Source organism: Catellatospora methionotrophica (genome assembly GCF_011297335.1).
GTDB lineage: Bacteria > Actinomycetota > Actinomycetes > Mycobacteriales > Micromonosporaceae > Catellatospora > Catellatospora methionotrophica.
Genome location: NZ_JAAOTJ010000007.1, coordinates 136,403 through 163,362 on the forward strand (window position 1 = coordinate 136,403; position 26,960 = coordinate 163,362).

19 protein-coding genes and 1 pseudogene are annotated in these 26,960 nt (G+C 72.0%); 8 read left to right on the forward strand and 12 right to left on the reverse strand.

Features of this window, described 5'->3' with window-relative positions; genetic code table 11:
• Positions 1 to 11 precede the first annotated feature (11 nt).
• Both HAV40_RS18505 and HAV40_RS18510 read right to left on the reverse strand, forming a co-directional pair.
• On the reverse strand, positions 12 to 1,964 hold the full coding sequence (locus HAV40_RS18505) for a M14 family metallopeptidase (protein WP_409364938.1): 1,953 nt from the start codon (positions 1,962 to 1,964) through the stop codon (positions 12 to 14).
• A 96-nt stretch (positions 1,965 to 2,060) separates the two neighbouring features.
• Complete coding sequence (locus HAV40_RS18510; protein ID WP_308441005.1) at positions 2,061 to 3,500, reverse strand: trypsin-like serine protease; 1,440 nt, start codon at positions 3,498 to 3,500, stop codon at positions 2,061 to 2,063.
• 281 nt (positions 3,501 to 3,781) lie between these two features.
• On the opposite strand from HAV40_RS18510, the gene HAV40_RS18515 reads away from it, so the two are divergent.
• Positions 3,782 to 5,170: a cobyrinic acid a,c-diamide synthase CobB gene (locus HAV40_RS18515; RefSeq protein ID WP_166382897.1), complete on the forward strand. Its 1,389-nt coding sequence runs from the start codon at positions 3,782 to 3,784 to the stop codon at positions 5,168 to 5,170.
• 45 nt (positions 5,171 to 5,215) lie between these two features.
• Here the strand turns inward: HAV40_RS18515 and HAV40_RS18520 are convergent, their stop codons facing one another.
• The 4 genes from HAV40_RS18520 to HAV40_RS18535 all read right to left on the reverse strand — a co-directional run bounded on the left by HAV40_RS18520 (position 5,216) and on the right by HAV40_RS18535 (position 9,647).
• Entirely contained in the window at positions 5,216 to 5,749 is a 534-nt protein-coding gene (locus HAV40_RS18520; protein ID WP_166382899.1) for a DUF6790 family protein, read from the reverse strand.
• Between the two features lie 78 nt (positions 5,750 to 5,827).
• Entirely contained in the window at positions 5,828 to 6,802 is a 975-nt protein-coding gene (locus tag HAV40_RS18525) for a TAXI family TRAP transporter solute-binding subunit (protein WP_166382901.1), read from the reverse strand.
• Positions 6,796 to 7,224 (reverse strand): roadblock/LC7 domain-containing protein, encoded by a 429-nt coding sequence (locus HAV40_RS18530; protein WP_166382903.1) that lies wholly within the window; start codon positions 7,222 to 7,224, stop codon positions 6,796 to 6,798. The genes HAV40_RS18525 and HAV40_RS18530 overlap by 7 nt, the downstream gene beginning before the upstream one ends.
• Positions 7,221 to 9,647, reverse strand: coding sequence for a sensor histidine kinase (locus HAV40_RS18535; protein ID WP_166382905.1), 2,427 nt, complete (start codon positions 9,645 to 9,647; stop codon positions 7,221 to 7,223). The genes HAV40_RS18530 and HAV40_RS18535 overlap by 4 nt, the downstream gene beginning before the upstream one ends.
• 350 nt (positions 9,648 to 9,997) lie before the next feature.
• On the opposite strand from HAV40_RS18535, the gene HAV40_RS18540 reads away from it, so the two are divergent.
• Positions 9,998 to 10,486 (forward strand): COG4315 family predicted lipoprotein, encoded by a 489-nt coding sequence (locus HAV40_RS18540; protein WP_166382907.1) that lies wholly within the window; start codon positions 9,998 to 10,000, stop codon positions 10,484 to 10,486.
• 125 nt (positions 10,487 to 10,611) lie between these two features.
• Positions 10,612 to 12,282: a PQQ-dependent sugar dehydrogenase gene (locus tag HAV40_RS18545; RefSeq protein WP_166382909.1), complete on the forward strand. Its 1,671-nt coding sequence runs from the start codon at positions 10,612 to 10,614 to the stop codon at positions 12,280 to 12,282.
• A 66-nt stretch (positions 12,283 to 12,348) separates the two neighbouring features.
• On the opposite strand, the gene HAV40_RS18550 is transcribed toward HAV40_RS18545, so the two are convergent.
• Both HAV40_RS18550 and HAV40_RS18555 read right to left on the reverse strand, forming a co-directional pair.
• Positions 12,349 to 13,386: an OmpA family protein gene (locus HAV40_RS18550; protein WP_166382911.1), complete on the reverse strand. Its 1,038-nt coding sequence runs from the start codon at positions 13,384 to 13,386 to the stop codon at positions 12,349 to 12,351.
• A 2-nt stretch (positions 13,387 to 13,388) separates the two neighbouring features.
• Positions 13,389 to 14,147, reverse strand: coding sequence for a helix-hairpin-helix domain-containing protein (locus HAV40_RS18555; protein ID WP_166382913.1), 759 nt, complete (start codon positions 14,145 to 14,147; stop codon positions 13,389 to 13,391).
• Between the two features lie 186 nt (positions 14,148 to 14,333).
• Between HAV40_RS18555 and HAV40_RS18560 the strand changes: the two genes are divergently transcribed.
• A complete protein-coding gene (locus HAV40_RS18560) occupies positions 14,334 to 14,816 on the forward strand; it encodes a MaoC family dehydratase (RefSeq protein ID WP_239085985.1) in 483 nt (160 codons plus the stop codon).
• Positions 14,817 to 14,824: 8 nt separating this feature from the next.
• Here the strand turns inward: HAV40_RS18560 and HAV40_RS18565 are convergent, their stop codons facing one another.
• Positions 14,825 to 15,028: a hypothetical protein gene (locus HAV40_RS18565; protein WP_166382915.1), complete on the reverse strand. Its 204-nt coding sequence runs from the start codon at positions 15,026 to 15,028 to the stop codon at positions 14,825 to 14,827.
• A 108-nt stretch (positions 15,029 to 15,136) separates the two neighbouring features.
• Positions 15,137 to 16,180, reverse strand: a complete 1,044-nt coding sequence (locus HAV40_RS18570; RefSeq protein ID WP_239085986.1) for a coiled-coil domain-containing protein — start codon at positions 16,178 to 16,180, stop codon at positions 15,137 to 15,139.
• A 327-nt stretch (positions 16,181 to 16,507) separates the two neighbouring features.
• Here HAV40_RS18570 and HAV40_RS18575 point away from each other — a divergent pair, with 327 nt between their 5' ends.
• Together HAV40_RS18575 and HAV40_RS18580 are read left to right on the forward strand one after the other, a co-directional pair.
• On the forward strand, positions 16,508 to 19,510 hold the full coding sequence (locus HAV40_RS18575) for a putative bifunctional diguanylate cyclase/phosphodiesterase (RefSeq protein WP_166382917.1): 3,003 nt from the start codon (positions 16,508 to 16,510) through the stop codon (positions 19,508 to 19,510).
• A gap of 105 nt (positions 19,511 to 19,615) precedes the next feature.
• Positions 19,616 to 20,335 carry a helical backbone metal receptor gene (locus HAV40_RS18580; protein WP_166382919.1) on the forward strand — a complete coding sequence of 240 codons (720 nt, stop codon included), beginning with the start codon at positions 19,616 to 19,618 and terminating at the stop codon, positions 20,333 to 20,335.
• A gap of 24 nt (positions 20,336 to 20,359) precedes the next feature.
• On the opposite strand, the gene HAV40_RS18585 is transcribed toward HAV40_RS18580, so the two are convergent.
• Together HAV40_RS18585 and HAV40_RS18590 are read right to left on the reverse strand one after the other, a co-directional pair.
• Positions 20,360 to 21,799: a carboxylesterase/lipase family protein gene (locus tag HAV40_RS18585; protein WP_166382921.1), complete on the reverse strand. Its 1,440-nt coding sequence runs from the start codon at positions 21,797 to 21,799 to the stop codon at positions 20,360 to 20,362.
• A 90-nt stretch (positions 21,800 to 21,889) separates the two neighbouring features.
• The gene (locus HAV40_RS18590) at positions 21,890 to 23,536 is read right to left on the reverse strand and encodes an FAD-binding dehydrogenase (RefSeq protein WP_203671127.1); all 1,647 of its coding nucleotides are present in this window, start codon (positions 23,534 to 23,536) and stop codon (positions 21,890 to 21,892) included.
• A gap of 152 nt (positions 23,537 to 23,688) precedes the next feature.
• Between HAV40_RS18590 and HAV40_RS38495 the strand changes: the two are divergent.
• Together HAV40_RS38495 and HAV40_RS18600 are read left to right on the forward strand one after the other, a co-directional pair.
• Positions 23,689 to 24,147, forward strand: a pseudogene (locus HAV40_RS38495) (SigE family RNA polymerase sigma factor); the annotation flags it as partial.
• A gap of 1,238 nt (positions 24,148 to 25,385) precedes the next feature.
• Entirely contained in the window at positions 25,386 to 26,948 is a 1,563-nt protein-coding gene (locus HAV40_RS18600; protein WP_166382927.1) for a SigE family RNA polymerase sigma factor, read from the forward strand.
• Positions 26,949 to 26,960: the final 12 nt, after the last annotated feature.

A 26,960-nucleotide genomic window follows, 5' to 3' on the forward strand; every position in this document is an offset into this window, starting at 1 on the left:
CCGGTGGTCCATTAGAGGGTCAGCGTCCAGCTGTTGACGTATCCGACGTCACCCGAGGCGGCGTCCTGCACCCGCAGCCGCCAGGTGCCGTTGGCGGCCTCGCTGGACAGGTTCACGGTGTAGGTCGTGTCGATGTTGTCGGTGCTGCCACCGGACCGGTTGTGCAGCGTGTACGCGGAGCCGTCCGGCGCCAGCAGGGACACCACCAGGTCGCCCTTGTACGTGTGCACGATGTGCACCTCCGCCGTCGACGTCGACGAGGCGTTGCGGTTGCAGCCCGCGATGGTGATGTCGCTGTAGACCGTGGCCACGTCGGCGATCGTCACGTCGGTCGGGTTGGTGCCGGTGCAGCCCGGTGCGCCGTTCACGGTCAGCGTGTAGGTGACCGTACGGGTCGCCCCGGTGCCGGTGCCGGTCACGGTGACCGGGTAGCTGCCCGCCGGGGTCGACGCGCTGGTGGAGATCGTCAGCGTCGACGACCCGCCCGCGGTGACCGACGACGGGCTGAACGACGCGGTCGCGCCGGTGGGCAGGCCGCTCGCGGTCAGGTTCACCGTCTGCGCGCTGCCCGCGGTGACGGCGGTGCTGATGGTCGAGGTCAGCGAGCTGCCCGGGTTGACAGAGCCGGACGCGGGTGCGGCCGCGATCGAGAAGTCGTTCGCGGCGGTGCAGTACTGCGCCTGCTTGCTGATGGCCCGGTACGGGCAGTCGGCGTACTCGGACAGCAGCAGCACGGCGCTCTTGTTGCGTGACGTCTGCGCCGCGATGACCTCGTCCGGCGGGTAGAAGCCGGGGCTGGACGACTTCGGATACATCTCGAAGGTGTACGTCCACACCCGCTGGTCGCCCCACAGCCAGTCGGTGATGTCGCCGTCGGTGACGTACAGGTCGCTGCCCTGTTCGGGGGTGTAGGAGTTGGTCGCCGCCATCTGCTGGCCGATCGTGGCGAACGTGTTGCGCTCGTCGGTGGTCATGCCGGGGTTCACGGTGTCGGCCGTGGTGTACCCGAACGGCCACAGGATCAGTTCGCCGTACGTGTGGAAGTCGATGTTGGCCTTGATCTGCTGCACCCCGCCGACCCGCCGGGACAGCACGAAGTCGCGCAGCACCGACGCCTCCGGGGTGGAGAACGCCGACGGGCCGCGGTAGGTCTCCGAGGACGTGCTGCCCGAGGAGCCGCCGCAGCAGCCCCACTTGTAGCCGAAGTTGCGGTTGATGTCGGTGCCGACCGACGAGCTGCCCGAGTTCGGCTGGCGGTTCTTGCGCCAGGAGCGGTAGGAGCCGGTCGCGATGTCGTACTCGCCGCCGTCGGGGTTGAGGTCCGGCACGATCCAGATCTCGCGCGAGTCGACCACGGCCTTGACCCGGCTGTCGGTGGTGTACGCGTCGGTGAACAGGTTCGCCAGGTAGAGCGCCATCTCGACGGTGAGGTGCTCGCGGGCGTGCAGGTGCGCGTTGAACAGGACCTCGGGCTCGTTCTCGTCGGTGGCGACGTTGTCGGAGATCTTCAGCGCGACGATCTGGCGGCCCTCGTACGAGGTGCCGATGACCGACTTGCGCACCAGCGTCGGGTGGTCGGCGACGATCTGGTTCAGCTCGGCGTTCATCTCGGCGTAGTTGTGGTAGCCGGCGTCGGCCGACGGGAAGTCCAGCGGCACCGCGTTCGGGCCGGTGATCCGCGAGGACGGCGGGGGAAGCTGCTCCAGGCCGAAGCCGAGGCGGCGGATGCGGTCGGCCTCGGCGGAGTTCGCGGTGATGTAGATGATGCCGTGCTCGATGAGGTCGATCGCCGCGCCGGTGCGGGCGACGGCGTTGCGGTCGTCGAACGTCTTCGGGCCGGTGACCTTGTACTGCTGGGACCCGGCGAGGGTCAGGTCGTCGGCGGGCGCGCCGCCGGCCGGGCCGGGCACCACCAGGGCGGCACCGGTCGCCAGCGCGGTGAGGATGAGCGCGAGTCTGCGCACGGGATTACCTCCGAGGGGGTAGGTGGAGGCGGGCGTTTGCGGGGGAGGGCCCGGCGCCGCTGGTCGCGGAGCCGGGCCCGGAGTGGTGCGACGGACTCAGAGGGTGAGCGTCCAGGAGTTGATGTAGCCGGTGTCGACCGAGGCGGCGTCGCGGGCGCGCAGGCGCCAGGTGCCGTTCTTGACCTCGGAGGACACGTTCACCGTGTAGATGGTGTCGATGTTGTCCGTGCTGCCGCCGGACCGGTTGTGCAGGTTGTACACCGAGCCGTCCGGCGCGACCAGGTCCACGATCAGGTCACCCTTGTACGTGTGCACGATGTGCACCTCGACCTTGGACGTCGAGGACGCGTTGCCGGTGCAGCCGGAGATCGTGATGTTGCTGTACACCCCGGTGGTGTTGTTGTCGGGGATGCTGACGTCGGTGCCGTTGGTGGCCGCCGCGCAGCTGCCGACCGGGTTGACCGTCCAGGTGAACGAGGCGGTGCCGGTCTTGCTGGCGCTGTCGGTCGCGGTCACGGTCACCGTGTAGGTGCCCGCGGCGCTCGGCGTGCCGGTGATCTGGCCGGTCGAGGAGTTGATCGACGTGCCCGCCGGCAGGCCGCTGGCCGACCAGCTGTACGGCGACGTGCCGCCCGACGCGGAGTTGTTCAGGGTGACCGCGTTGCCGACGACGGTCGACTGGTTGCCGGGGCCGGTGACGGACACGCCGCCCGGGGCCCCGCCGAGGGAGACCGCCGCGTTGTAGATGTCGGTCGAGAAGTAGCGGACCTCGGAGTACACACCCGGCTTCTGGGCCTGGGCGCAGCCGATGCCCCAGCTGACGATGCCGACCTGGATCCACTCGTTGGCCGCGTTCTTCTTGACCATCGGGCCGCCGGAGTCGCCCTGGCAGGTGTCCACGCCGCCGGAGGCCCAGTTGCCCGCGCAGATCTCCTCGTTGAAGACCAGGCCCGAGTAGTCGCCGCCCGCGCTCTGGCACTGGGTGTCGGTGATGAACGGCACCTTGGCCTTGCGCAGGTAGCGCTGCTGGCCGCCGCCCGAGGCGGTCGCGCCCCAGCCCATCACGTCGAAGTCGCCGCTGTGCAGCGACGTGTCCGTGGCGATCTTCAGCAGCGGGGCGGTGGTGATCGGGCTGGACAGGCGGACCAGCGCCCAGTCCTTACCGGTGCCGTTGTAGCCCGGCGCGCGGTAGACGTAGTTCGAGGTGCGGGTGGTGCGGGCCGGGTCCTGCAGGTCGATGACGCCCCAGGTGGCGGTGATCGAGGTGTTGTTGCCGGTCGCGCCGACGCAGTGCGCGGCGGTCAGCACCAGGCTCGGGGTGTACATCGCGCCGCCGCAGCCCATGGACAGGCGCACGATCCACGGGAACTCGCCCTGCGCGGCCGGAGTGCCGCCGACCACCGGGTTCGGGCCCTCGACCGGGTCAGGGCCGGTCGGGGCCGCGTGTGCCGGGACGGCAGCCGCGCCCAGGGCGAGCATGGCACCGGCCAGCGCTGTCGCGCCCGCACGCAGTGCCGTTCGTAGTGAATTCCGCACAGGATCCTCCCAGGGTCCACCCGGCGCCGAGCGCTTCTGGCGCCGGATCGCCGGAGAGTTTCCCTGGAAGCTAGCGGACGACAGCGATACATAGCAATATCGAAGTTTATTGTTACGTGCTGATGTCCTCCGCGACGCGCGGTGACACCCGCGTCCGCACGGGCGATCCGCTTTGACGCGGCGCACCGTGTCCGTCACGATGGCCGGTGGGCGGCCAGTGGGGCAAAACCGGTGCGCATCGGGGCGCTGGACGCCGCAGAGCAGGGCCGGGCGGGGGTCGAATGGTTACACGCGACGGCGGCTCGTCCTCGGGCGGGCTGCGGGTGCCGAGGATCGTGGTGGCCGCGGCGGCTTCGGGACACGGCAAGACCACCGTGGCGACGGGGCTGCTGGCGGCGCTGACGGCGCGGGGCATGACGGCCGCCGGGTTCAAGGTCGGGCCGGACCACACCGACCCGGCGTACCACTCGCTGGCCTGCGGGCGGCCCGGCCGCAACCTGGACCCGTCACTGGTCGGCGAGGACCTGGTCGCGCCACTGTTCGCGCACGGGGCGACCGGCGCGCAGGTGGCGGTCGTGGAGGGCGTGGCCGGCCTGTACGACGGACGGCCTGGCGAGGGCGACTTCGGCTCCACCGCGCACGTGGCACGGCTGCTGGACGCGCCCGTGGTGTTCGTGGCCGACGCGACCGGGCAGGGCCGGTCGATCGCCGCGCTGCTGCACGGATTCCGCTCGTTCGCCGCGGCGCGGCTGGCCGGGGTGGTGCTCAACCGGGTCGTCTCCGACCGGCACGAACAGATCCTGCGCGAGGCCTGCGAGGAGGTCGGCACGCCGGTGCTGGGCGTGCTGCGCGGCGCGAACGCGGTCCCGGCGCCGTCCCGGCACGTCGGGCCGGGGCCCGCCGCCGAGCGCGGTGGCGCGACCGTGGAGGCGGTGCGGGCCATGGGCGCGCTGGTCGAGGAGGGCATCGACCTCGGCGAGATGCTGGCCGTGGCGCACAGCGCGCCGCCGCTGACGGTGACGCCGTGGTCGGCGGCCGAGGCGGTGCGGGCCGGTACGGAAGAGGCAGCGGGGGACCGGCCGGTGATCGCGGTCGCGGGCGGGCCCGCGTTCGCGTTCGGCTACGCCGAGCAGGCCGAACTGCTGCGGGCGGCGGGGGCCGAGGTCGTACACGTGGACCCGCTGCGCGACGAGACACTGCCGCGCGGCACCGCCGGGCTGGTCGTCGTCGGCGGCCTGCCCGAGGCGTACGGCGACGAACTGGCCGCGAACAGGCCACTGCGCGACGCGGTACGCGCACTCGCCGCCGGGGGCGCGCCGGTCGCCGCCGAGGGTGCGGGGCTGCTGTGGCTGGCCCGGTCCGTGGACGGGCACGAGATGTGCGGGGTGCTCGACGCGCACGCGGCGACGACCGAGCGGCTGACCTCGGGCTACCGTGCCGCGGTCGCGGTGTCCGGCAGCGTGCTCGCCGAGGCGGGCACCCGGGTCACCGGGCACGAGTTCCACCGCGCCACGGTCGCCCCCGCCGCCGGGCCGTCGCCCGCGTGGGCGTGGCGCGGCATGTCGGCTGAAGGCTTCGTCCAGGGCGGCGTACACGCGTCCCACCTGCAGCTGCACTGGGCCGGGCAGCCGGGCTTCGCGAGCCGCCTGGTGCATGCCGCCCGCGCCTGACCGGAGCCGGCGACCCGGAATCGCGGTGCGCCCGCCGGGCCGGAATCAGGGCCGGGTCGGCGTGGCGGACGGCGCGCGTTCGAAGTCTTGCGCCGGAGCGCCGCGGCGGTACATGACGAGCAGGATGATGGCGAGCAGGGGCATCAGGATGTCCGACGGGAGCGCCCAGACGTTGGCCGGGGCGGTGTTGTCGTGGAACACCCACTGGTTGAAGTGGCCCCAGGCGTCGCCCCAGAACGAGATGGCCAGCGCGGTGACCGCGGCCGTCAGCCAGGTGCCGCGCAGCCGCCGCCAGGCGCAGCCGATCGCCAGCACGGCCACCGCGATGTCGCCCCAGCCGACCTCCCACTGGAACATCGACGGGGCGTAGCCGATCTGCTCGGCGGTGTCGCCGGAGGTCGGGCCGATGTGGCTGAATCCGCCGAGCAGGCCCCAGATCCCCGCGCCGACCACCATGATCCAGAGCAGGGCGAGTTCGACCACGCGGTGCTTGCTGCGCCGGTCGGGGTGCTTGTCCACGGCGACGTGGATCAGCCAGCCGACGACGACGGTGAACCAGATGGCAGCGAAGAACGGCATCACACACCTCCGGACGGCTCCGACGCTACGCCGGGGCCGTCCGGGAGGGGCCGTGTCCTGGTATTTCGTCCTGCCGGGTCAGGACACTCCGTAGAATCGCCGCGCGCCGGGGTGCAGCTCCAACGGCGACACCAGCGGGGCGATGTCCCGGCTGAAGTTGCCGCCCTCGGGGTGCACCGCGGCCAGCTCCGACTGGTGGTCGAACAGCAACTGGGTGAGCCGGTACGCGACCTCGTCGGGCATGTCCGCCGACACCACCACGAGGTTGGGCACAGCGATGGTGTCCACGTCGGCGGTCAGGCCGTACATGCCCTTCGGGATGGTGCCGGGGGCGTAGATGTCGGGGTACGCCTTGCTGACGGCCTGGCCCAGCTCGTCGAGCGGGACCAGGGTGAACACGCCCGGCGACTGGTCGAACAGTCCCTGGATGCCCGTGGTCGGCAGGCCGGCCGAGTAGAACATGGCGTCGAGGGCGCCGGAGCGCATCGACGACGTCGTCTGCGACAGCGACGCCGACATCTGGGTGATGTCGCGCTTGAGGTTCAGTCCCGCGACGGTCAGCAGCCGGACGGCGACCTCCTCGCTGCCGGAGTTCTGCGGGCCGGTGCCGACCTTCTTACCCTTCAGGTCTTTGATCGACTTGATGCCCGAGTCGCGGCGCACCACCAGGTGGGTCTGGCCGTTGAAGACCCGGGCCAGCGCCCGGAACAGCACCGGCTTGCCCTCGAACAGGCCCTTGCCCGCGGCGGCGTCGGCGGCCACGTCGGCGAAGGTGAACGCGATCTGCACGTCGTCGATGGCCAGCCGCTGCAGGTTCTCACCCGCGCCGTTGGTCGGCGGGGCGAGTGCCTCGTAGCCGGGCAGGTGGCGGTTGATCAGATCGGCGTAGCCGCCACCCACCTGGTTGAACACCCCGTTGGTGGGGCCGGTGCCGATGGTCAGGGTGCCGCCGTGCCAGGCCGGTGGGGCTGCTTCGGCCTCCGCGGTGCAGGCGCCGAGCGCCGGGGCGAGCAGCGCGCAGAGCAGCAGGGCCAGCCGGCGGCGCCTCACCACTGGCCGTCCACCCGCGCCTCCGGTTCCAGCGCGTACGCCACCCGGTGCGCCAGCAGCGCCGTCTCGTAGCCGATCTGGCCGAGGTCGCAGCCGGGCGCGGCCACCACGGCGAGGAACGCGCGGTCGCGAACCGCCATGATCAGCAGTACGCCCTCGTCCATGTCCACCACGGTCTGGCGCACCTGGCCGCTGCTCAGGCAGCGCGCCGCGCCGATGGTGAGGCTGGCCATCCCGCTCGTGATGGCGGAGAGCTGGTCGGACAGATCCTGACGCAGCCCGTCGGAGTGGGCGATCGTCAGGCCGTCCACAGAGACGGCCAGCACGTAGGTGACGTCGGCGATCCGTTGGGCGAACGAGGTCAGCAGCCAGTCGAGGCCGCCGACCTCGTCGGCGCCGGCGAGCTGCGCGGGGTTCTGAGTCATCGGGTGCTTTCCTTCGTTGCTGGCGGGGCTGACAAGCGCTGCTCACGAGCCAGTTCGCGGTGAGCGGCCGCGATACCGCCGGCCAGACCGGACAGCCGGGCCCGGACCGCTTCAGGGTCCAGCAGACCGGAGCTGTCGGTCCGGGAGGAGGTGGTGGCTGCGCGACCGGGCGGGGAGAGGTCGCCAGGTCGGCGCTGGGGCAGGCCGGAGGGCAGGAGGGTGGGTTGTTCGGCGGCCGCCTGCCGAACCGCAGGGATCACCTGGGTCGGAGCATCGCCGGCCGCCGCGAAGGTGGCCGGGGCCGCGGCGGACGTGGACGGGGTGGGCTGGGGCAGGGACACCGGTGGGGTGGACACGGGACGGACGGAGGGAGTGGACGGTGGTGCGGGGGTGGCGGGCGAGCGGGCGCCGGTCCGCCGGGTGCGCAGTGTCTCACCGTCGGGCAGGTTCGCGTTGCCCGACGTGACGGTCAGTCTGCTCACAGCGCTGTGAGGCGGAGCAAGTAGTGCCGTCGGCAGCAGCACCAGCGCCACGGTACCTCCACCGGGGCTGCTGCGCAGCTGCACCGTGATCCCGCGGCGGGCGGCGATCCGGGCCACCACCAGCAGACCCATGGTCCGGGCCAGCTCGCTGGTCAGCATCGCCGGGCGGATCAGGCGCTCGTTGATCTCCTGGAGCTGCCCGGGCGGCATGCCGATACCGGCGTCGAAGACGTTGATGGTGAGGCCGTCCACGCCGCGCCGGGTGGTGACCAGCACGCGGCTGTTCGGCGGGGAGAAGTCGGTGGCGTTCTCCAGCAGCTCGGCCAGCAGGTGCACGACGTCACCCACGGCGTGCGCGACGACGCACAGGTCCGCGATGGAGTTGGTCTCCACTCGCGGGTACTGGTCGATCTCGGCGGCGGCCGCGTGGACCACGTCGACCAGCAGCTCCGCGTTGACGAACCGGCGGCCCGGCTCGCCACCGGCGAGCACCAGCAGGTTCTCCTCGTTACGGCGCATGCGGGCGGCGAGGTGGTCCAGGGCGAACAGTTTGGCCAGCGACGCCGGGTCGGTCTCGCCGCGCTCGAACTCGTCGATCAGGTGCAGCTGGCGCTGGACCAGGGTCTGCCCGCGCCGGGACAGGTTCACGAACATCTGCGAGACGTCGTGGCGCAGCATGGCCTGGTCGGCGGCCAGACGCAGCGCCTGCTGGTGCAGGTTGGCCAGTGCCGCGCCGACCTCGCCGATCTCGTCGTTGGGTCCGGCCAGCGCCTTCTCGGCCTGCTCGTTGGAGGCGCGGACCAGCCTGCGTACGGTGTCGACCCCGGGCGCGGAGGAGACCTCGGCGATCGCGGCGGGCAGTTCCCCGCTGGCGATGTCCATCGCGGACCGGCTCAGCCGCCGCAGCCCGCGGCTGGTGCGTACGGCCAGCAGCACCGCGACGCCGAGCGAGACGATGATGATCAGGGCGGACGAGCCACCGCTGGTCAGCGCGTCACGTTCGGCGGCGGCGTGCTGCCGGGCCGCCTCGGCCTCCAGCGAGCCGATGACCTCCAGCTCGTACAGGTAGAGCCGGCGCAGCGCGTTGGACTTGGCGATGAACCAGGCGTCCGGGTCGACGCGCAGCCCGGCGGGGGCGCTGTCGGCGGTGAGCGCCCCTTCGAGCAGGGTGCGGGCCCGGTCGACGTCCGCGCCGCGGACGACCTCGCGGTAGCGCGCGGTGGCCTGGGGACCGGCGACCCGCTCGAACTGCGCCACACGTTCGGCCTCGGCGCCGTACAGCTCGCCGAGTTCGGCCAGCTCACCGTGCTCGAACCGGCCTCGGGCGAACACGGTGCGCAGCAGCCCGCGCTGCTCGGCGGCATGGTGCTCGACCGCGTTCAGCGCGGCCACCGTCTCGGTCAGCGCGCTGAGCCGGGCGTCGGTGGGCACCCCGGCCAGCGCCTCGCCGACGGCGAACATGGCATGCGTCAGCGGGTCGTAGACGGTCTCCGGCGAGGTCTTCGTGGCGGGCTGGCCCGCCGGGGGGAACTGGGCCGCCTCCCGCATCCGGGGCAGTTCGGCCAGGGCCGCGTCGGCGTCGTCGACCAGCCCGCGCACCTCCGGGGCGACCTTCACCGCGACCGGCACCGTGGCCCGGTAGCGGGCCAGCGCCTCGTCGGTGCGCCGCCGCTGCGCGGTCAGCAGCAGCTCGCCCGCCTTGCCGCCGCGCTGCAGCAGTGCCTCGGTCTCCGACAGCTCCTGTTCGAGCTGGTGGTTCAGCTTGACCGTGGCGGTCAGCGCCTGCGCGACCGAGCCGGACGACGCGGCCTCGCGGGCCTCGTCCATGGCCGACGACGTCTGCACGCCGCCCAGCACACCCACGCCGATGGTGGCCACCGCGATGGGCAGCAGCAGGCGGAAGCCGATGGAGCGATGGGGGCGGCGACGCGCCGTGGCCATCGGAACATCGGCTTCCTGGACGTATTGGGGTGCCCACGGCGGTGCTCCGCCGCCGGTGACTGCCATCGCCTGTGCCTCTCGACTGTTCGGTGGGACTCCCATGAGAGTTACGGGCAACAACCTTCACCACAACCCCCGAAACGTCCACCGGATGGACACATCGGTGTCACATAACGACACGTTCAGCCCTCGACAGCGTTGTCGGGCGTGGTTGCGGGTTCAACTTAGTTACATCCGAATTGGATTCATATCCTCCGGATGGGCGTGTTCTGGCGCGTTTCACCGGTGGAAAGTCTGCTGGTCATTACGCTTTGTGCCAACATGTCTGATCCGCCGACAGGGTGGCACCAATGTTCGTACGCCGATTCGCTCTGCTCGCCGCCGTGACCACCGCAGGAGCCCTCGGGGCCTGCGCCGAGAGCACCACCACCCCGCCCGCCGGAGCGGGAGGCGCGGGCGTGTCCGCCGTCGCGGTCGCCGCCTCGCCGTCGGCGGCCCGCGCCGCCGTGCACATCGCCAATGTGGGCGGTCGCAAGGCGCTGGTCGACCAGCAGGGCCGCACGCTCTACGTCTTCCTGCGCGACGCCAAGGGCAAGAGCGCCTGCCTGGACAAGTGCGCGGTGACCTGGCCGCCGATGGTCGGCGACGCGATCAACGGGGAGGGCGTGGACGGCTTCCTGCTGTCCACGTACACCCGGCCCGACGGGACCGTGCAGACCACCTACCGCAACCTGCCGCTCTACCGGTTCGGCACGGACCGGCCGGGCGACGCGCACGGGCAGGGCATGGACGGGGCCTGGTTCATGCTCGACGAGAACGGTGAGATGTATCAGTGGTGATCGGCGGCCCGCCGCTGTGAGATCCCTGCCAACCGGCGCGACGCCGGGCGTGTAACACCTGCCGCCCGCCGTCGCGCCGGTAACCTTGCCCGAATTCGCCGACATGTCTGCGATGTGGGGAAGATATGAAGAACAGACGTTTTCTGATCACGGCGACCCTGGTGGCCGTCGTACTGGCCGGGATCGGTTACCTCTCCTTCCGGCAGGCGTACAGCAGCGGAGCAGCCCCGCAGCCGCCCGCCCGGCCGGTGCGCACCCTCGGCCCGGCACTGCCCGGCTCGCCTGCCGTCACCGAGCCGCGCGCCGACGGTCACCTGGTCAGCGGGGCCGACGTACACATGGAGAGCGCTCCGATGCCGACCGTCAAGGGCGGCAAGAAGGTCAAACACGTCTGCACCGAGTGGGAGATCTGGTCCGTCGAGCCCGCCGAGCGGGTCTGGCACTCGCCCTGCGTCGGCGGCCCGCAGCTGGTCCACGCCCACCTGGGCGACGGCGTGTTCGAGAACTCCTTCGCCGCGCGCCGCGACCTGACCGCCGACCGCGAGTACGACCTGCGCGTGCGCTACCGCGACGACACCAAGGACAAGGCCAAGCGGTGGAGCCCCTGGGGCTACCGGGCGTTTCGCACCCTGCCGCAGCGCGCCCCGCTGGCCGGGGCCGGCACCTGGCACGTACGACAGGACGGCTACCGGGTCGAGGAGGTGGCCGGCGGCTTCCAGCTGCCCGTACACCTGGCCATGGCCCCGGGCCACACCGGCGACCCGGCCACGCCGATGTTCTACGTGACCGAGCTGTACGGCCAGATCAAGGTCGTCAAGGGCGACCTGAGCACCGCCGTGTACGCCAAGAACCTGCTGAACTTCGACCCGCGCGGCACCTTCCCCGGCACCGGCGAGAAGGGCGTCACCGGCATCGTCGTCGACCCGGCCAACGGCGACGTGCTCGCCTCGGTGCTCTACGAGCGCGGCGGCGTGCACTACCCGAAGGTGGTGCGCTTCTCCAGCTCCGACGGCGGGCTCACCGCGTCGAAGCAGACGACGCTGCTGGACATGCCCGCCGAGGCGCAGTCGGCCGCGCACCAGATCTCGCAGCTGACCATCGGCCCGGACGGCAAGCTCTACGTGCACATGGGCGACGCCATGCTGGCGCACACGGCCAAGGACCTGAACTCGTTCCGGGGCAAGATCCTGCGGGTCAACCTGGACGGCAGCGCCCCGGTCGACAACCCGTTCTACGACGCCGAGGACGGCATCAACGCCCGCGACTACGTGTACGCCTCGGGGTTCCGCAACCCGTTCGGCGGGGCGTGGCGTGCCGACGGCAGCTACTACCAGGTCGAGAACGGGACCGCGATCGACCGGCTGTCCCGGGTGGACAAGGGCGTCGACTACGGCTGGGACGGCACCCGCGACAGCATGCTCAAGCCGAAGCTGTACATCTGGTCCCCGTCGACCGCGCCGACCGCGATCGCGTTCGTCGACCCGGACACCCACCACGGCTCGGGCTTCCCGAAGAGCAAGCACGGGCACATGTACGTGGCCGAGAGCGGCCCGACCTTCGCCACCGGCCCGCAGGACAACGGCAAGCGGATCGTCGAGTTCACCTTCGACGGAGGCAAGGTCGGCAAGCCGAAGACGCTGCTCGAATACAACGGCACCGGCAAGGCCACCGTGGTCGGCCTGGCCGCGGGCCCGGACGGCCTCTACTTCACGGCCCTGTACCCCGACGCCGACACCGCCGCTCCCGACACCCCCGCCGCCAAGATCTACCGGGTCCGCTACACCGGCGCCGAGTAGGAAACGAAGGAGGGGCACCTTCCCAACGCTCTGCGTTGTGGAAGGTGCCCCTCCTTCATGTGCTGCTCAGGGCAGGACGATGAACTCCACGCGCCGGTTGACGGCCTGGTTGGCCTCGGTGGTGTTGGGGCGGGCGGGACGGCTCTCGCCGTAGCCCTGGGAGGTCAGCCGGTCGGCGGCGACACCCTGCTTCACCAGGAAGTCCAGCACCGTCTTGGCGCGGGCCCGGCTCAGTGCCAGGTTGTCGGCCGTCGAGCCGTTGCTGTCCGTGTGGCCCTCGATCCGCACCTTGACCTGCGGGTTGGCGGTGAGGATGCGGGCCGCCTGGGCCAGCGCGGCCCGGCCCGCCGCGGTCAGCGTGGTGCTGTTGTCCAGGAAGGTCACCGCGGGCAGCTTGACCAGCTCCTGCTGGACCTTCGCCACCTCGGTGCGGTCGGACACGGTCGCGCCGGTCTGCGCCGCGGCGGCCGCCACGGCGTCCTTGGCGGCCTGCGAGGCGACGGTGCCCGCCAGCGACAGGTTGCCGTCGCGCAGCTCCACCGACACGTCCTTGGCGCCCTGGCCGTACGCGGAGACCACGTTCGCCAGCGCGTCCAGCCCCGCGTCGGTCACGCTCGGGTCGACCTTCAGCTGGTCGTCGACCGGCCCGGTCCCGGCCAGGAACGCGGCTGCCGCGGCGAGCCGCTTGCGCGCGTCCTCGGTCGGCACCGTGCCGGTGAGCGTGGCCCGCCCGCCGGACAGGGTGAGCCCGACCGTCGGCGGGACGGCCGTGGCGGTGGGCGACGGCGACGCCGCCGGTGCCGGTGCGGCCACCGTGGGCACGTCGGCGACGGCGACGCGTACGCCCTCCAGCCCGCGCACGATCGCCAGCGCCCGGTCGGCCTCGGCGGCCGAGGCGGCCTTCAGGGTGCCGTCGCGCCCGATGAAGCCGACCTGCACCGACGACAGCCCCGCGGCCCGCAGGGCCTGCTCGGAGCGGGTCGTCAGATCGTCCTGGACGGTCTGCCGGATGGGCAGGTGCTGCGCGGTGACGATGCCGGCCAGGCCGAGCACCGCGACCGCCACCCCGACCACCGGGTGGAACCTGCGAGCGTTGTCCGCCATGCTCATGCCCGTCCCGTGTCGCGGCCGGCGACCAGGCGGCGCTGCAGGTCGGCCAGCGCCTCCTCGTCACCGTCGGCGAGCAGCTGGGCCTGCTGCGCCCAGGTCAGCAGCGCGGGGGCGAACTTGAGCCCGCCGTCCTCGATGGCCTTGCGCAGGGAGGCGTTGTCGGCGGCGGCGACCGCGGCGTACGTGCCCATGCCGGCGGCCGTCAGCGCGGCCTCCATCTTGGGCCCGATGCCCTCGATGCGCTGCAGGTCGTCACCGGCGGCGACGAGCATGTTCTCGATCGGGGTGAGGGTCGACGCCTCGACCTTGAACGCCTTGTCCTGCGCGGCCTCGGCAGCGGCCTCGACCGCGTCGTCGGGCTCGTCGGCCGCGACGGCGACCGGGACGGCCACCGGCTCGGCCGCGACCGGCGCGGGCTCGGCCACCGGCTCGGTGGCCGGTTCCGGCTTGGCGATCGGGGCGACCAGTGACACCGGCCGCTGCTGCACCTCGATCTCGTCGTCGGCGGGTGCGGCGGGGGCGGGCACGGTCTTCTTCGACGGCTTCTTGGCCGCCTTGGGCTTGTCGGCCACGGCGACCGCGGCGACCGGCGCGGCGGCCTCCGCCACGACCGGGGTGGACGGGGCGGCGGCAGCGACCGGCTGCTCCGCGGGAGTGGACTTGCCGCGCCTGCTGAACAGCAGCCAGCCCACGAGCAGGCCGAGCAGGAACGCTGTCAGGATCATGAGGAGCGACTGGCCGATGAACCAGGCCACGAAGACCTCCAAAGTGAACGCGCGATACGAACGCGCTGTCGGTAGGATTGCTGCTCGTCTCTCTGATGCGAGCCGACGAACCCGAGGCAGCTTCGCACACACCGGGAAGATCCGACTCAGCGCATCGGCCGGTTGTGGCACCTGCACCGGTCACAAAACCGGGGATGTCCGCATAGGATCACGGCTGTGCCGCAGACCGTGACGCATGTGCGCGACCTCGCCGACGTGGTCGGCAGCTTCCTCGGCCACAGCGCCTGGCACGAGATCACCCAGCGCCAGGTGGACCTGTTCGCCGAGGCCACCTGGGACGACCAGTGGATCCACACCGACCCCGAGCGCGCCGCGACCGGGCCGTACGGCCAGACCATCGCGCACGGCTTCCTCACCATGTCGCTGACGCCGACCCTGCTGGCCGAGATCTGGCGGGTCGAGGGCGTGGACATGACCGTCAACCAGGGCCTGGACAACCTGCGGCTGCGCGCCCCGGTGCCGGTCGGCGCGCAGGTGCGGATGGGCGCGGACCTGCTGTCCACGCGCACCCGCCCGAAGGGCTTCGCCGAGGTCGTGGTGCGGCTGACCTTCGAGCTGGAGCACGGCGGGCGGCGGCAGCGCGCGGCCACCGCCGACCTGACCATCCTGCTCCGCGAGGCGGCGACCGTCCCGCGCTGATCAGTGGTTCACGAGGGGTCGCCCTGCCAGCGGGCGTCCGCCTCCTCCCACTGCTCGTTGCGCTCCTTGACCTTGCTCAGCGCCTGCTCGGCGTCGGCGGGGGACGGGTACGGGCCCAGCAGGAACTTCGACGGGCACCTGTCGTCGCCGTGCTCGACCCGGTTGTGCTTGATGCACCAGAAGTACTGGGGCGGATCTCCGACGTTCGTCATGCCATCACTGTGCCCGTTCGCGGGCCCGCTACGCCACCGATCCGCGACAAGCCGCCGGACATGCGACAGGGGCGCCTCCCCGGTGGGAGGCGCCCCTGTGCGAGCAGGTCAGAGCATGGACAGGTGAACGTGGTTCGTATGGTCCCCGGCGGGATTGTCACCGCAGTTGGAACCGGCCGAGTCGTACGTCTTCCAGGCCCCGTTGATCCAGATCTTGCAGTACCAGATGACGTACATGACACCGAGCCGGCTGGCGTTCTTGATGAAGAAAGAGGCCAGGTTGTTGCCGTAGGTGCGGTCGCCGCCGCTGGCGGAGTAGTTGGTGAAGCCGCCGGTGGCCGAGGCGAAGTCGCAGGCCCGGCCCTTGGGGTGCTCGCCGCCGCCGCCCGAGCGGTGGCACGAGACGTAGCGCTTGAAGCCGTTGGCCTTGGCCTGGTTCATCGCCCACAGGGTGCGCGGGGTGATGCAGCCGCTGGTGGTCGGGTCCTTGATCGAGCAGCCCTCGCTGGGCCAGGATCCGTTGGCGTTGCGCGGGGCGGGCTTGGCCAGCGGGGAGTTCGGGTTGATGTAGCCGCTCGAACTGCGCCCGTCGACCGCGCGCAGGGCCTGGTCGGCGGCCTTCTTGCGCTTCTCGATCTCCTTGAACGCGTCCTGCTGCAGCTTCAGCTGGATCTCGATCGCCGCCTTCTTCGCGGTGACCTCCTGCTTGCGCGCGCGGTAGTCGTTCATCCGGGCCTCGTCGCGCTGGGTCATCCGGTCCATGGCGCTGGCCTTGGACAGCAGCGAGCCCGGCTCGGTGCCGTTGATCATCAGGCTGACCATGCCGATCTTGCCGGTCTTGTAGGCCTCGGCCGCGTACTGCGCCACGAACGAGCGCAGCCGCTCCGTGTCCGCCTCGGCCGCGAGCAGCTCGGCGTTCAGCGCCTTCTGCGAAGCCTGGGACGCCTCCAGCGCCGCCTGCGCCTCCAGGTAGCCCTTGGCCGCCACCTCCAGGTTCTCGCGCAGCTGGGCGAGCGTCTTGGAACTGCCCTCGTTGGGCTCGGCGAACGCCGGGGCCGCCGGCGACAGCCCGCTCACCACCGTGAACACGGCAGCCAGCAGCAGCGCGAGGTGGGCGGCGCGTCGTCGGGTCCGGCGCACGGTGGGGGTCACGGAGGTGCTTCCTTCCGTCGTTCGCCGCGCGGACGGACCGGTGTGCCGCGGTGCTGCTGGGAGCAGCGGCCGGGCTTCCGTGCCGTCGTCGGGGATTGCGCGACGGTGGCTTCGGCAGATCTTTATGTGAGACAGCCTCGGTGCCGTGGGGGCAGGCGGACAGAGTACCCGGTCCCGTCGGGGGTGCTCAAAACGATCGACGAACGTGCACCGCTTTGCCCGAATCGTTGGTTTTCGCGTTGCCCCGTCAGGGAACCGGCCCCGTAATAGTGTTATCCGGAGGGGATTGTGTCGTCTCGCGCCGTTTCAGTGCTCTTCACGGCCTGGATGGTGCTGCTTGGCGTGCTGTACTACGTCATCAGGCCGTGGCAGGTGGGTTTGTGGGCCGCGCTCGGGCTGAGCGGCGCGGCCGCCGTCGTCTACGGCGTACGCCGCAACCGGCCGCGAAAACCCCGACCGTGGCACCTGCTCGCCGGTGCGCTGGTGCTGTTCGCCGTCGGGGACTTCTTCTCCGCCGTGCTCAACAGCGACTACCTCGCGCCCTACGACGTGCCCTTCCTGGTCGACATGGTCTTCCTGGCCATGTTCGTCGTCATGAGCGCGGGGCTGATGGGCCTGGCCCGCTCCGGCTGGGCGATGCGCGACCGGGCCGGCGTGCTCGACGCGGTCACCCTGATCCTGGGCCTGGGCCTGCTCGCCTGGATGTTCATCATCGAGCCGCGCTTTCGTACGCCCGGACTGACCGCCGTCGACCAGATAGCCGCCGTCGCCTATCCGCTGGCCGACCTGCTGCTGCTCGCGATGGTGGTGCGGATCGTGCTGGTCGCCCGCTGGAGCGCGCCGGTGGCCCTGCTGGCCGCGGGCGGCATCGGCATGTTCGTCAGCGACAACCTGCACCTGTTCGCGCGGCTGGACGGGTTCTGGCACATCGGCGGCTCCCTCGACATCGGCTGGATGCTGCTCTACTGGGGCTGGGGGCTGGCCGCGCTGCTGCCGTCCATGGTGTGGCTGACCGAGCCGCGCCCCGCCCCGACCGCCGAGCTCAGCGGCCGCCGGGTGGTGGTGCTGGGGCTGTCGTCGTTCATCCCGCCGATGGTGCTGCTGTTCCAGGCGCTGCGGGGCCCGGTGCGCAACGCCGAGGGCATCGCCCTGCTCTGCATCGCCATGTTCGTGCTGGTGCTGATCCGGCTGCTGGACGCGATGCGCATCCACCGCCAGGCGCTGACCCGCGAGCGCATGCTGCGCGAGGCGGGCGTCGGCATGGTCGCGGCCACCGACATCGACCAGATCTCCGACGTCGTACGCGACACCGCGACCGGGCTGATGCCCAGCCACGCCGAGCACCGGGTGATCCTGGCCATCGAGGAGAACGAGCGGACCGCGGTCGAGCCGCAGGCCAAGCCCGGCCCGGCCGTGCTGTGCCGCACCGGTGAACTGCCCCCCGAACACGCCCAGGAGCTGGCCGGGTTCGACACCGTGCTGAGCTGCCCGCTCGCCCCGGCGGACGGGACCTCGGGCGGGCACAGCGTCGGCACGCTGCTGGTCGCGGCCGAGGAGGACGTGCTGCAGACGCTGCAGGGCGCGCTGGAGGTGCTGGCCCTGCAGGCCGCCCTGGCGCTGTCCCGGATCATGCTCAACGACGAGGTCAACCGGCGCGACAGCGAGGCGTACTTCCGCGCGCTGGTACACAACACCGCCGACGTGATCATGATCGTCGGGGGTGACGACGAGATCCGCTACTGCAGCCCGTCCGCGGCGGCGATGTTCGGCCGGGAGGCCCTGGAGGGCAACCACCTGCTCGATCTCGTCGTGCCCGAGGAGCGCGAGCGCAGCGGCGGATACCTGCTGCGGGCACGCCAGGAGCGGCGCGGCGAGACCACCGACTGGACCGTGTGGGGCTTCGGCGACCGGCGGCTGCAGGTCGAGGTCTCCAGCCGCGACCTGCGCGAGGACCCGGCCGTCGCCGGTCTGGTCATCACCCTGCGCGACGTGACGCAGCGGCGGCGGCTGGAACGGGAGCTGACCCACCGCGCGTTCCACGACTCGCTGACCGGGCTGGCCAACCGCGCACTGTTCATCGACCGGGTGACGCTCGCGGTGGACCGGGCCCGCCGCAACGGCTCCATCGCCGGGGTCCTGTTCATCGACCTCGACGACTTCAAGGACGTCAACGACACCATGGGCCACCCCGTCGGCGACGAGCTGCTGACCGCCGTCGCCGAACGGCTCAAGGGCGTGCTGCGCCCGCACGACACCGCCGCCCGGCTCGGCGGCGACGAGTTCGCGGCGCTGATCGAGGACTCCACCGGCACCGGCGCGATCGAGGCCGTGGCCGAACGGGTGGTCCGCGTGCTGTCGGTGCCCGTACCGGTCGGCGACCAGCCGGTGCCCGCCGGGGCCAGCGTCGGCGTGGCCACCACCCGGCACGCCCACGACGGCGACGAGCTGCTGCGCCACGCCGACCTCGCGCTGTACTCGGCCAAGGGCGAGGGCAAGGGCCAGTGGCGGCGCTACCAGCCCGCGCTGCACGAGGCGCTGGTCGAACGGCTCCAGCTCAAGGCGGACCTGGACCGGGCCGTCGCCGAGGAGGAGTTCAGCCTGCGCTTCCAGCCGGTGGTCGGGCTGACCGGCGCCGGCACGGTGGGCTTCGAGGCGCTGGTGCGCTGGGAACACCCCAGCCGGGGCACCCTCGCGCCCGGTGAGTTCATCGGCCTGGCCGAGGAGTCCGGCCTGATCGTGCCGATCGGCACCCAGGTGGTCCGCCAGGCGCTGGCCACCGCGGCGCGCTGGCCGACGCGGGCGGGGCTGAGCCCGTACGTCAGCATCAACATCTCCGCGCGCCAGTTCCGCACCCCCGGCGTGGTCGCCGACCTGCTGCGCGAGCTGGACGAGGCCGGGCTGCCCGCGCACCGGATGATGCTGGAGATCGTCGAGACGCTGCTGCTGCACGAGGACGAGGAGGTCTGGGCCGACCTGGCCGAACTGCGCGAGGCGGGCGTACGCGTCGCGATCGACGACTTCGGCACCGGTTACTCGTCGCTGAGCTACCTGCGTCAGATGTCGCTGGACGTGGTGAAACTCGACAAGTCGTTCGTCGGCGAGATCGCGGTCTCCGCCCAGCAGCGGGCCCTGGTCGAGGGCATCGTGCGGCTGGCCAACACGCTCGGGCTGGAGGTCATCGCCGAAGGGATCGAGACCCAGGAGCAGCGCGACATCCTCGCCGACATCGGCTGCCCGTTCGGCCAGGGCTACCTGTTCAGCAAACCCCTGCCGGGCGGGGAGACGTTCCCCTGGCTCGTCGACGACCTCGACGATCCGGCCGCGCACTGATCCGGCCGCGCACTGGTCCGGCCTCGCACTGGTCCGGCCTCGCACTGGTCCGGCCTCGCACTGGTCCGGCCTCGCACTGGTCCGGTTTCGCACTATGGTCGGCGGATGCGGATCGTCTCCCTCGTCCCGTCGCTGACCGAGGCCGTCGCGGCGACGCTGCCCGGAGCGCTGGTCGGGATCACCGACTGGTGCACCCACCCGGCCGGGCTGACGGCGGAGCGGATCGGCGGCAGCAAGTATCCCGACCTCGACCGGGTGCTCGCCCTGCGGCCCGACGTCGTGCTGGTCAACGTCGAGGAGAACCGCGAGCAGGACGCCGACGCGCTGCGGGCGGCCGGGATCGAGCTGTACGTCACCTACCCGCGCACCGTCGACCAGGCCCTCGACGAGCTGGCCCGCATGCTGACCGCCCTCGGCGCACCCGCCGAACCCGACTGGCTCACCGAAGCCCGGACCGCCTGGTCGGACCTGCGGCCCCCGTCCCCTCGGCGCGCGATCGTCCCGGTCTGGCGGCGCCCCTGGATCGTGCTCGGCGGCGACACCTTCGCCGGAGACGTCCTGCGCCGCCTCGGCATCACCAACGTCTACGAGGCCGCGGACGAGCGCTACCCCCGCCCGTCCCTGGACGACCTCCAGGCGTGTGCCGCCGACCTGATCGTCCTCCCCGACGAGCCCTACCCCTTCACCGCCGCCGACGGCCCCGAAGCCTTCCCCGGCACGCCCTGCGCCCTGGTCTCCGGCCGCCACCTCACCTGGTACGGCCCCTCCCTCGCCGAAGCCCCCACCCTCCTGACAAGCCGACTCACCCCACCCCACCACCCCTGACCCGCAGGCGGGGTGCGGCTGACGTCAGGTCCAGGATTGGAGTTCAGGGTCGTTGGGGGCGTGGGTGAGGAGGGGAGCCGGGGTGTCGAAGCGCATGACGGGGCGGGTGTCGTTCCAGCGGGGCCAGCCGGGGTCGCCGGTGGTGGCGAAGTCGACCCAGGCCCGGTGCATGGCGTCGGCCAGCTCCTGGGGCGGGTTCGGGCCCGCCAGCGGCAGCCCGTCGGGGGTGCCCAGAGTGTCGAAGACGAAGCCGATCTCCAGGGCGTGGCACGCGCCCAGCCGGTCCACCGGGGACGGCCAGGCGAACTCGTACAGCCAGGTGTCGCCGGCGCGGGCGTCGGCCAGCATGTTCAGCGGCCGCCGCAGCAGCCGGTCGGTGGCGATCACGCCGAGCAGCTCGCCGGGGGTGGCCTCCGGCCGGGCCGCCCGGTAGGCGCGCGCGGTGCGGGCCCGGACCCGGAACTTCGCCAGGGCCAGCCGCAGCGTGATCCGGTTGATCCTGTCGACCAGCCCGGTCGGCACGAACCACAGCCGGTACTCCTCGGCGTTGTAGCCCAGTAGCAGCCCGACGTCGGCGGCCGCGCCGTCGTGCAGCGCCACCATCGGGTCGCGGGGCAGCACGTCACCGTCGACGGCCAGGGTGAACCCATTGCCGTTGCCCATCGGCGGCCCGCCACGGGTGATCGCCACCTGCGCGGCCAGCAGCCGGTCCCGGTCCACTGCCGCGAACGCCCCGGCCGTCGCCGGGATCTTCAGCCGCTTCGCGATGAGCTTCGTGGAGCGGCCCGCGGCCTCGGGCGTCTGCGCGCTCGGGGCCCCGCTCTGCAGCACCGCACGCTGAAACAGCCCCTGGGCGTACGGGCTGGTCAGTAGCGCCCCGATGGAGATCGACCCGGCGGACTCGCCGAACACGGTCACCCTGCCCGGGTCGCCGCCGAACGCCGCGATGTTGTCGCGCACCCAGGTCAGCGCCGCGATCTGGTCACGCAGGCCGAGGTTGGCCGGGGCGTCGGGAAACACGCCGAAGCCCTCGATGCCCAGCCGGTAGTTGATCGACACCAGCACCACGCCGTCGCGCGCGAACCGGTCCCCGGCATACGCGGGCAGGCTGTTCGACCCGTTGCGCAGCGAGCCGCCGTGGATCCACACCATCACCGGGCGGTCCACCGCCCCGGCGGGCGCCCAGACGTTCAGGTTCAGGCACTCGTCCCCGGGGATCGAAGGGTCGGCCAGCAGCCGGTCCATCGGCGGCGGGAACGGCGCCTTGGGCGCGGTCGGCCCGTACGCCAGCGCGTCGCGTACGCCCGTCCACGCTGTCACCGGCGCGGGTGCGGCGAACCGGTGCTCGCCGAAGGGCGCCGCCGCGTAGGGGATGCCGAGGAACACGGCGATCCCGTCGTCGATCCGGCCCCGGACGCGCCCGTCGCGCGTCGCGATCACGACCTCAACAGCCGTCTCCGTCATCCCCGCATTCTCCCGCCCCGACCCGAAGGAAGGGCACCTTCTCATCGCTTTGCGTATAAGAAGGTGCCCTTCCCGTCCGGCCCGGTCCGGTCAGACGGCCGCGGCGGCGGCGCGGCCCGCCTGGCGTCCGGAGAAGATGCAGCCGCCGAGGAACGTGCCCTCCAGCGACCGGTAGCCGTGCACGCCGCCACCGCCGAACCCGGCGACCTCGCCGGCCGCGTACACCCCGGGCAGTGGCGTCCCGTCGGCCCGCAGCACCCGGCCCGCCAGGTCCGTCTCCAGCCCGCCCAGGGTCTTGCGGGTCAGGATGTTGAGCCGGACCGCGATCAGCGGCCCCGCCTTCGGGTCCAGCAGCCGGTGCGGCGTCGCCACCCGGATCAGCTTGTCGCCGCGGTAGTTGCGCGCCCCCCGGATCGCCGTGACCTGGAGATCCTTGGTGAACGTGTTGGTCAGCTCGCGGTCGCGCGCCTCGATCTGCCGCCGCACGTCGGCCAGGTCCAGCAGCCCCTCGCCGGTCAGCTTGTTCATGCCCGCGACCAGCTCGTCCAGGGTGTCCGCGACGACGAAGTCGGCCCCGTGGCGCTTGAACGCCTCGACCGGGCCCGGCGCGCCCGGCAGCGCCCGCTTGAGCACCTGCCGCACGCTCTTGCCGGTCAGGTCGGGGTTCTGCTCGGAGCCCGACAGCGCGAACTCCTTCTCGATGATCTTCTGGGTGAGCACGAACCACGTGTACTCGTGCCCGGTGCCCATGATGTGCTCCAGCGTGCCGAGCGTGTCGAAGCCCGGGAACAGCGGCACCGGCAGCCGCTTGCCGGTCGCGTCCAGCCACATCGACGACGGGCCGGGCAGGATCCGGATGCCGTGCCGGTCCCAGATCGGGGCCCAGTTCTCGATGCCCTCGGTGTAGTGCCACATCCGGTCACGGTTGATCAGGTTGCCGCCCGCGTCCTCGGTGATGCCCAGCATCCGCCCGTCCACGTGCGCGGGCACGCCCGACAGCAGGCGCTGCGGCGGGGTGCCCAGCCGCTCCGGCCAGTTGCGCCGGACCAGGTCGTGGTTGCCGCCGATGCCGCCGGAGGTCACGATGACCGCCTGCGCGCGGTAGGAGAAGTCACCGACCTCGGTACGCGAGCTGGCCTCCCCGCGTGCCGCCGGGCTCGGCTCCAGCACGGCTCCGCGTACGCCGTCGACGGCCCCGGCGGTCACCGTCAGCTCGTCGACCCGGTGCCGGAACGCGAGCGTGACCAGGCCCTTGCCGACCGCATCGCGGACCCGGCGGATGAACGGGGCCAGCACGCCCGGCCCGGTGCCCCAGGTGATGTGGAAGCGCGGCACCGAGTTGCCGTGCCCGTCGGCCAGGTAACCGCCGCGCTCGGCCCAGCCGACCACGGGGAAGAACCGCACCCCCTGCGCGTGCAGCCAGGAGCGCTTCTCCCCGGCGGCGAAGTCCACGTACGCCTGCGCCCAGCGGCGCGGCCACGCGTCACACTCGCGGTCGAACCCGGCGCTGCCGAGCCAGTCCTGCATCGCCAACTCGGGAGAGTCCTTGATGCCCATCCGCCGCTGCTCGGGGGTGTCGACCAGGAACAGGCCGCCGAACGACCAGAAGGCCTGGCCGCCGAGCGAGGCCTCGGGCTCCTGGTCGAGCAGGATGACGCGCTTGCCCGCGTCGGCCAGCTCGGCGGTGGCGACGAGCCCGGCCAGCCCGGCTCCGATCACGATGACGTCTGCGTCCACGCTGCCACTCCCTGGATACACGGCGATGTGACCGGCAGCATAGCGAACGCGAAACTCTTTCGTTTAGCTCGCCACCCGCCCGCGCCGCACTGCCGGAAGATGACCCTCAACCCGAGCGAGCCTCCCCGCGTATTGAGGAACGGAGGTGGCGGATGAACAGGTACGACGGCTTCCACGAGTTCGTGGTCGCGCGAGGCGGGGCGCTGTCGCGTACGGCGTTCCTGCTGACCGGGGAGCACCACGCGGCCGAGGACCTGGTGCAGTCGGCACTGGCCAAGGCGGCCGCCCGGTGGCGGCAGATCGTGGAGTACGGGCAACCCGAGGCATACGTGCGGCGCACCATGATCAACGAGCAGATCTCGTGGTGGCGGCGACGCCCGGCCCGGCCGATGGCCGAGCTGCCCGACCGGCCCGGCCCCGACGAGCCGCACCGCATCGTGGACCGGCTCGCCCTCGGCGAGGCGCTGGACACGCTCTCGCCCCGGCAGCGGGCCGTGCTGGTGCTGCGCTACTACGAGGACCTGTCCGAGGCCGACACCGCCGCCGTCATGGGCTGCTCCGTCGGCACCGTGAAAAGCCACACCCACCATGCGCTCAACCGGCTGCGCCAAACCCTTCCGCTGTACGCCGAGCAGGCCGGCCAGTACGCGGACGGCCCCGCGGCCCTGGTCGCCGCGCGGCGACGGCGGGCCCGCCGGGCGGCCGTGGCGGCACTGGCGATCCTGCCCCTGCTGCTCACCGCCATCTGGTTCGGCGTGCGCACTCCCGCCGACGTGCCGCCGCCGGTCACGGTGCCGCCCTCGGTGGGCCCGCTGCCGCCGCTGCTCCCGCGTCCGGAGCGCCCGACCAGTGTCGGCAATCTGCCCGCGGACCGCGGCATCGGCGGCGCGTCGCTGCTGCTGGAGGGGTCCAGTCCGGGTCTGGTGCAGCTGGTCGGCGGCGACGGCGGTCTCTATCACCACTTCGTGCCCGCCGACCAGCTCCTCAACGCCCCGACCCTGTCGCCGGACGGCCGGTGGCTCACCTGGACGACCGCGCGGGCGACGATGGTGCGCGACCTGATCACGACCACCCTGCGCGAACTGCCGCCCTCGTCCGGCGCACCGTTCTGGTCGCCGTCGGGCGGCTGGTTTCTCATTCCGGCTACTCCGACCAGGGGAGATCTGCTCTACCGGATGCCGGACTGGACGGCCCATCCCCTCGCCCAGGCCGCGCCGGAACGGATGACCTGGGCCGTGCTGGACAGCGGTGAGTTGCTGCGCTCCTCCCTGGCGGTGAGCGCAAGCGCCGCCGAGCTGGTGCTGGTAGACCCGTTCACCGAGACGGACCGCAAGATCATGGTGGAGGTGGCCGGGCTGCTCGGCGAGGGTGAGTCCATCAAAGACCCCGGCACCGGCGACGGTCCGGCAGTGCGGATCGACATCCTGATGGGGGCGGGAGTGGCCGCGCTCAGGGTCATACCCCGGGAGCCGGTCACCACGGCGTCGGCCGACGTGTCGATGATCGAGTTCTCGACTGTGGACGGGCATGTGCTGCGCCGCCTGGACCTGGTACACGACCTGGTCGCCTGGACGCTCTGCTACCGGGGTCAGGATCTGTTGTGGAGTGATGGAAGGAAGCTGCGGATCAGGCGCGCGGGCGCGGTCACCGACGGTGTGGTGATGCCGCTGGATCGGTCCGATGCCATCAAACCGTCCGGATGCCGCAGCACCGCGAGCCAGGTTTAGCGGCTGCCATCGCCTCCGGCCCTGACGCGGCGATGATGACATTGTCGAAGGTCCGCCGCGTCGCTGGAAGACGACCTCCAACCCCGGAGGGCTCCGTCGCGTCATGGGGGCGGAGGTGGCGGATGGACAGGTATGACGGGTTCCACGAGTTCGTGGTGGCGCGGGGCGGGGCGCTGTCGCGTACGGCGTTCCTGCTGACGGGCGAGCACTACGCGGCCGAGGATCTGGTGCAGTCGGCGCTGGCCAAGGCGGCGATGCGGTGGCGCTGGCTGGTGGAGCACACGCAGCCGGAGGCCTACATTCGGCGCATCATGATCAACGAGCAGATCTCGTGGTGGCGCAGAAGACCGGCCCGGCCCGTGGCACAGGTGCCCGAGCGGCCCGGCCCCGACGAGTCCGGCCAAGTGGTGGATCGGATCGCGCTCGGGCACGCGCTGAACACGCTCACCCCGCGCCAGCGCGCCGTGGTGGTGCTGCGCTTCTACGAGGACCTGTCCGAGGCGGACACCGCCGCGCTGATGGGCTGCTCGGTCGGCACCGTCAAGAGCCAGACCCACCTGGCGCTGGGCCACCTGCGGCGCGCGCTGCCGCGCTACGCGGAGCAGGCGGGGGAGTACGCCGACGGCACTGCCGCCCTGGCCCTGGCGCGACGCCGCCGGACCGGCCGCACGGTCGTCGCCGCCCTGGTGGCCGGGCCCCTGCTGGCCGGGCTGCTCTGGTTCACGGTGCGCGGCGTCGACACGGTCCCGCCGCCCGTGGCCACCACGCCTTCCGCCATCCCGGTGCCGGTCAGGCCGGTCCCGGCACTGCCGTCCCGGCTCGACGTGAACGCCGTGGTCGAGGAGCTGCCCGGGGATCGGGCGCCCGGACCGGCGGTGCTGCAGGTGCACGACGACAGGGTGTTCCCCGGTCCGCGGACGGTGCTGGTCATGGCCGACGGGCACTACTACTCGGGCTTCACGGGCCCGTCCACGCTGTCGCCGGACGGCCGCCGGGTCACCTGGTCGACGGCCACGGCGACCATGGTCCGCGACCTCACCGGCACCGACGTGCGCGAGTTGCCCGCTACGCTTGGCAGCCCGCTCTGGTCGCCCGGCGGTGACTGGTTCCTGCTGCCCGCCCGCGCGGGGACCGGCGAGACGCTCTACCACCTGCCCGACTGGACGGCCCGTGAGCTTCCGCCGGTGCTGCCCGCGCAGGCGACCGCGGTCGTGCTGGACAGCGGTGAGCTGCTGCGCCCGGCGGGCAGCCCGACCAGGACCACCGTGCCGCTGGAGGTGGTCGACCCGGTCTCGGGGACCGTGCGGCCGGTCACCGTCGACGTCGCCGACCGCATCGCACCGGGCGAGTCGGTGCGGAGCTGGTCGATCCTCGCCGCCCCCGGCGACTCCGCCGGGCTGGCCGTCTTCGGCGCGGGCCAGAAAGGGTCCACCGAGGTGATCGATGTGATCCAGTTCTCCACGGCCGACGGCCGGGTGCTGCGGCGGATCTCGCTGCCGGCGGACCGGCTGGCGTTCCCGCTCTGCTTCCGGGGAGCCGACCTGCTGTGGACGGACCTCGCGACCATTCGCCGGGCACCCGCTCCGCAGGGCATCGGGCTGCTGATGGAGCTCGACACTCCGTGGCACGTCGTGCAGCCGGCGGGCTGTACGCGCTCCACCGGCCTGGGCTCCTTCCCGGGTTGACGGCAGAACGGG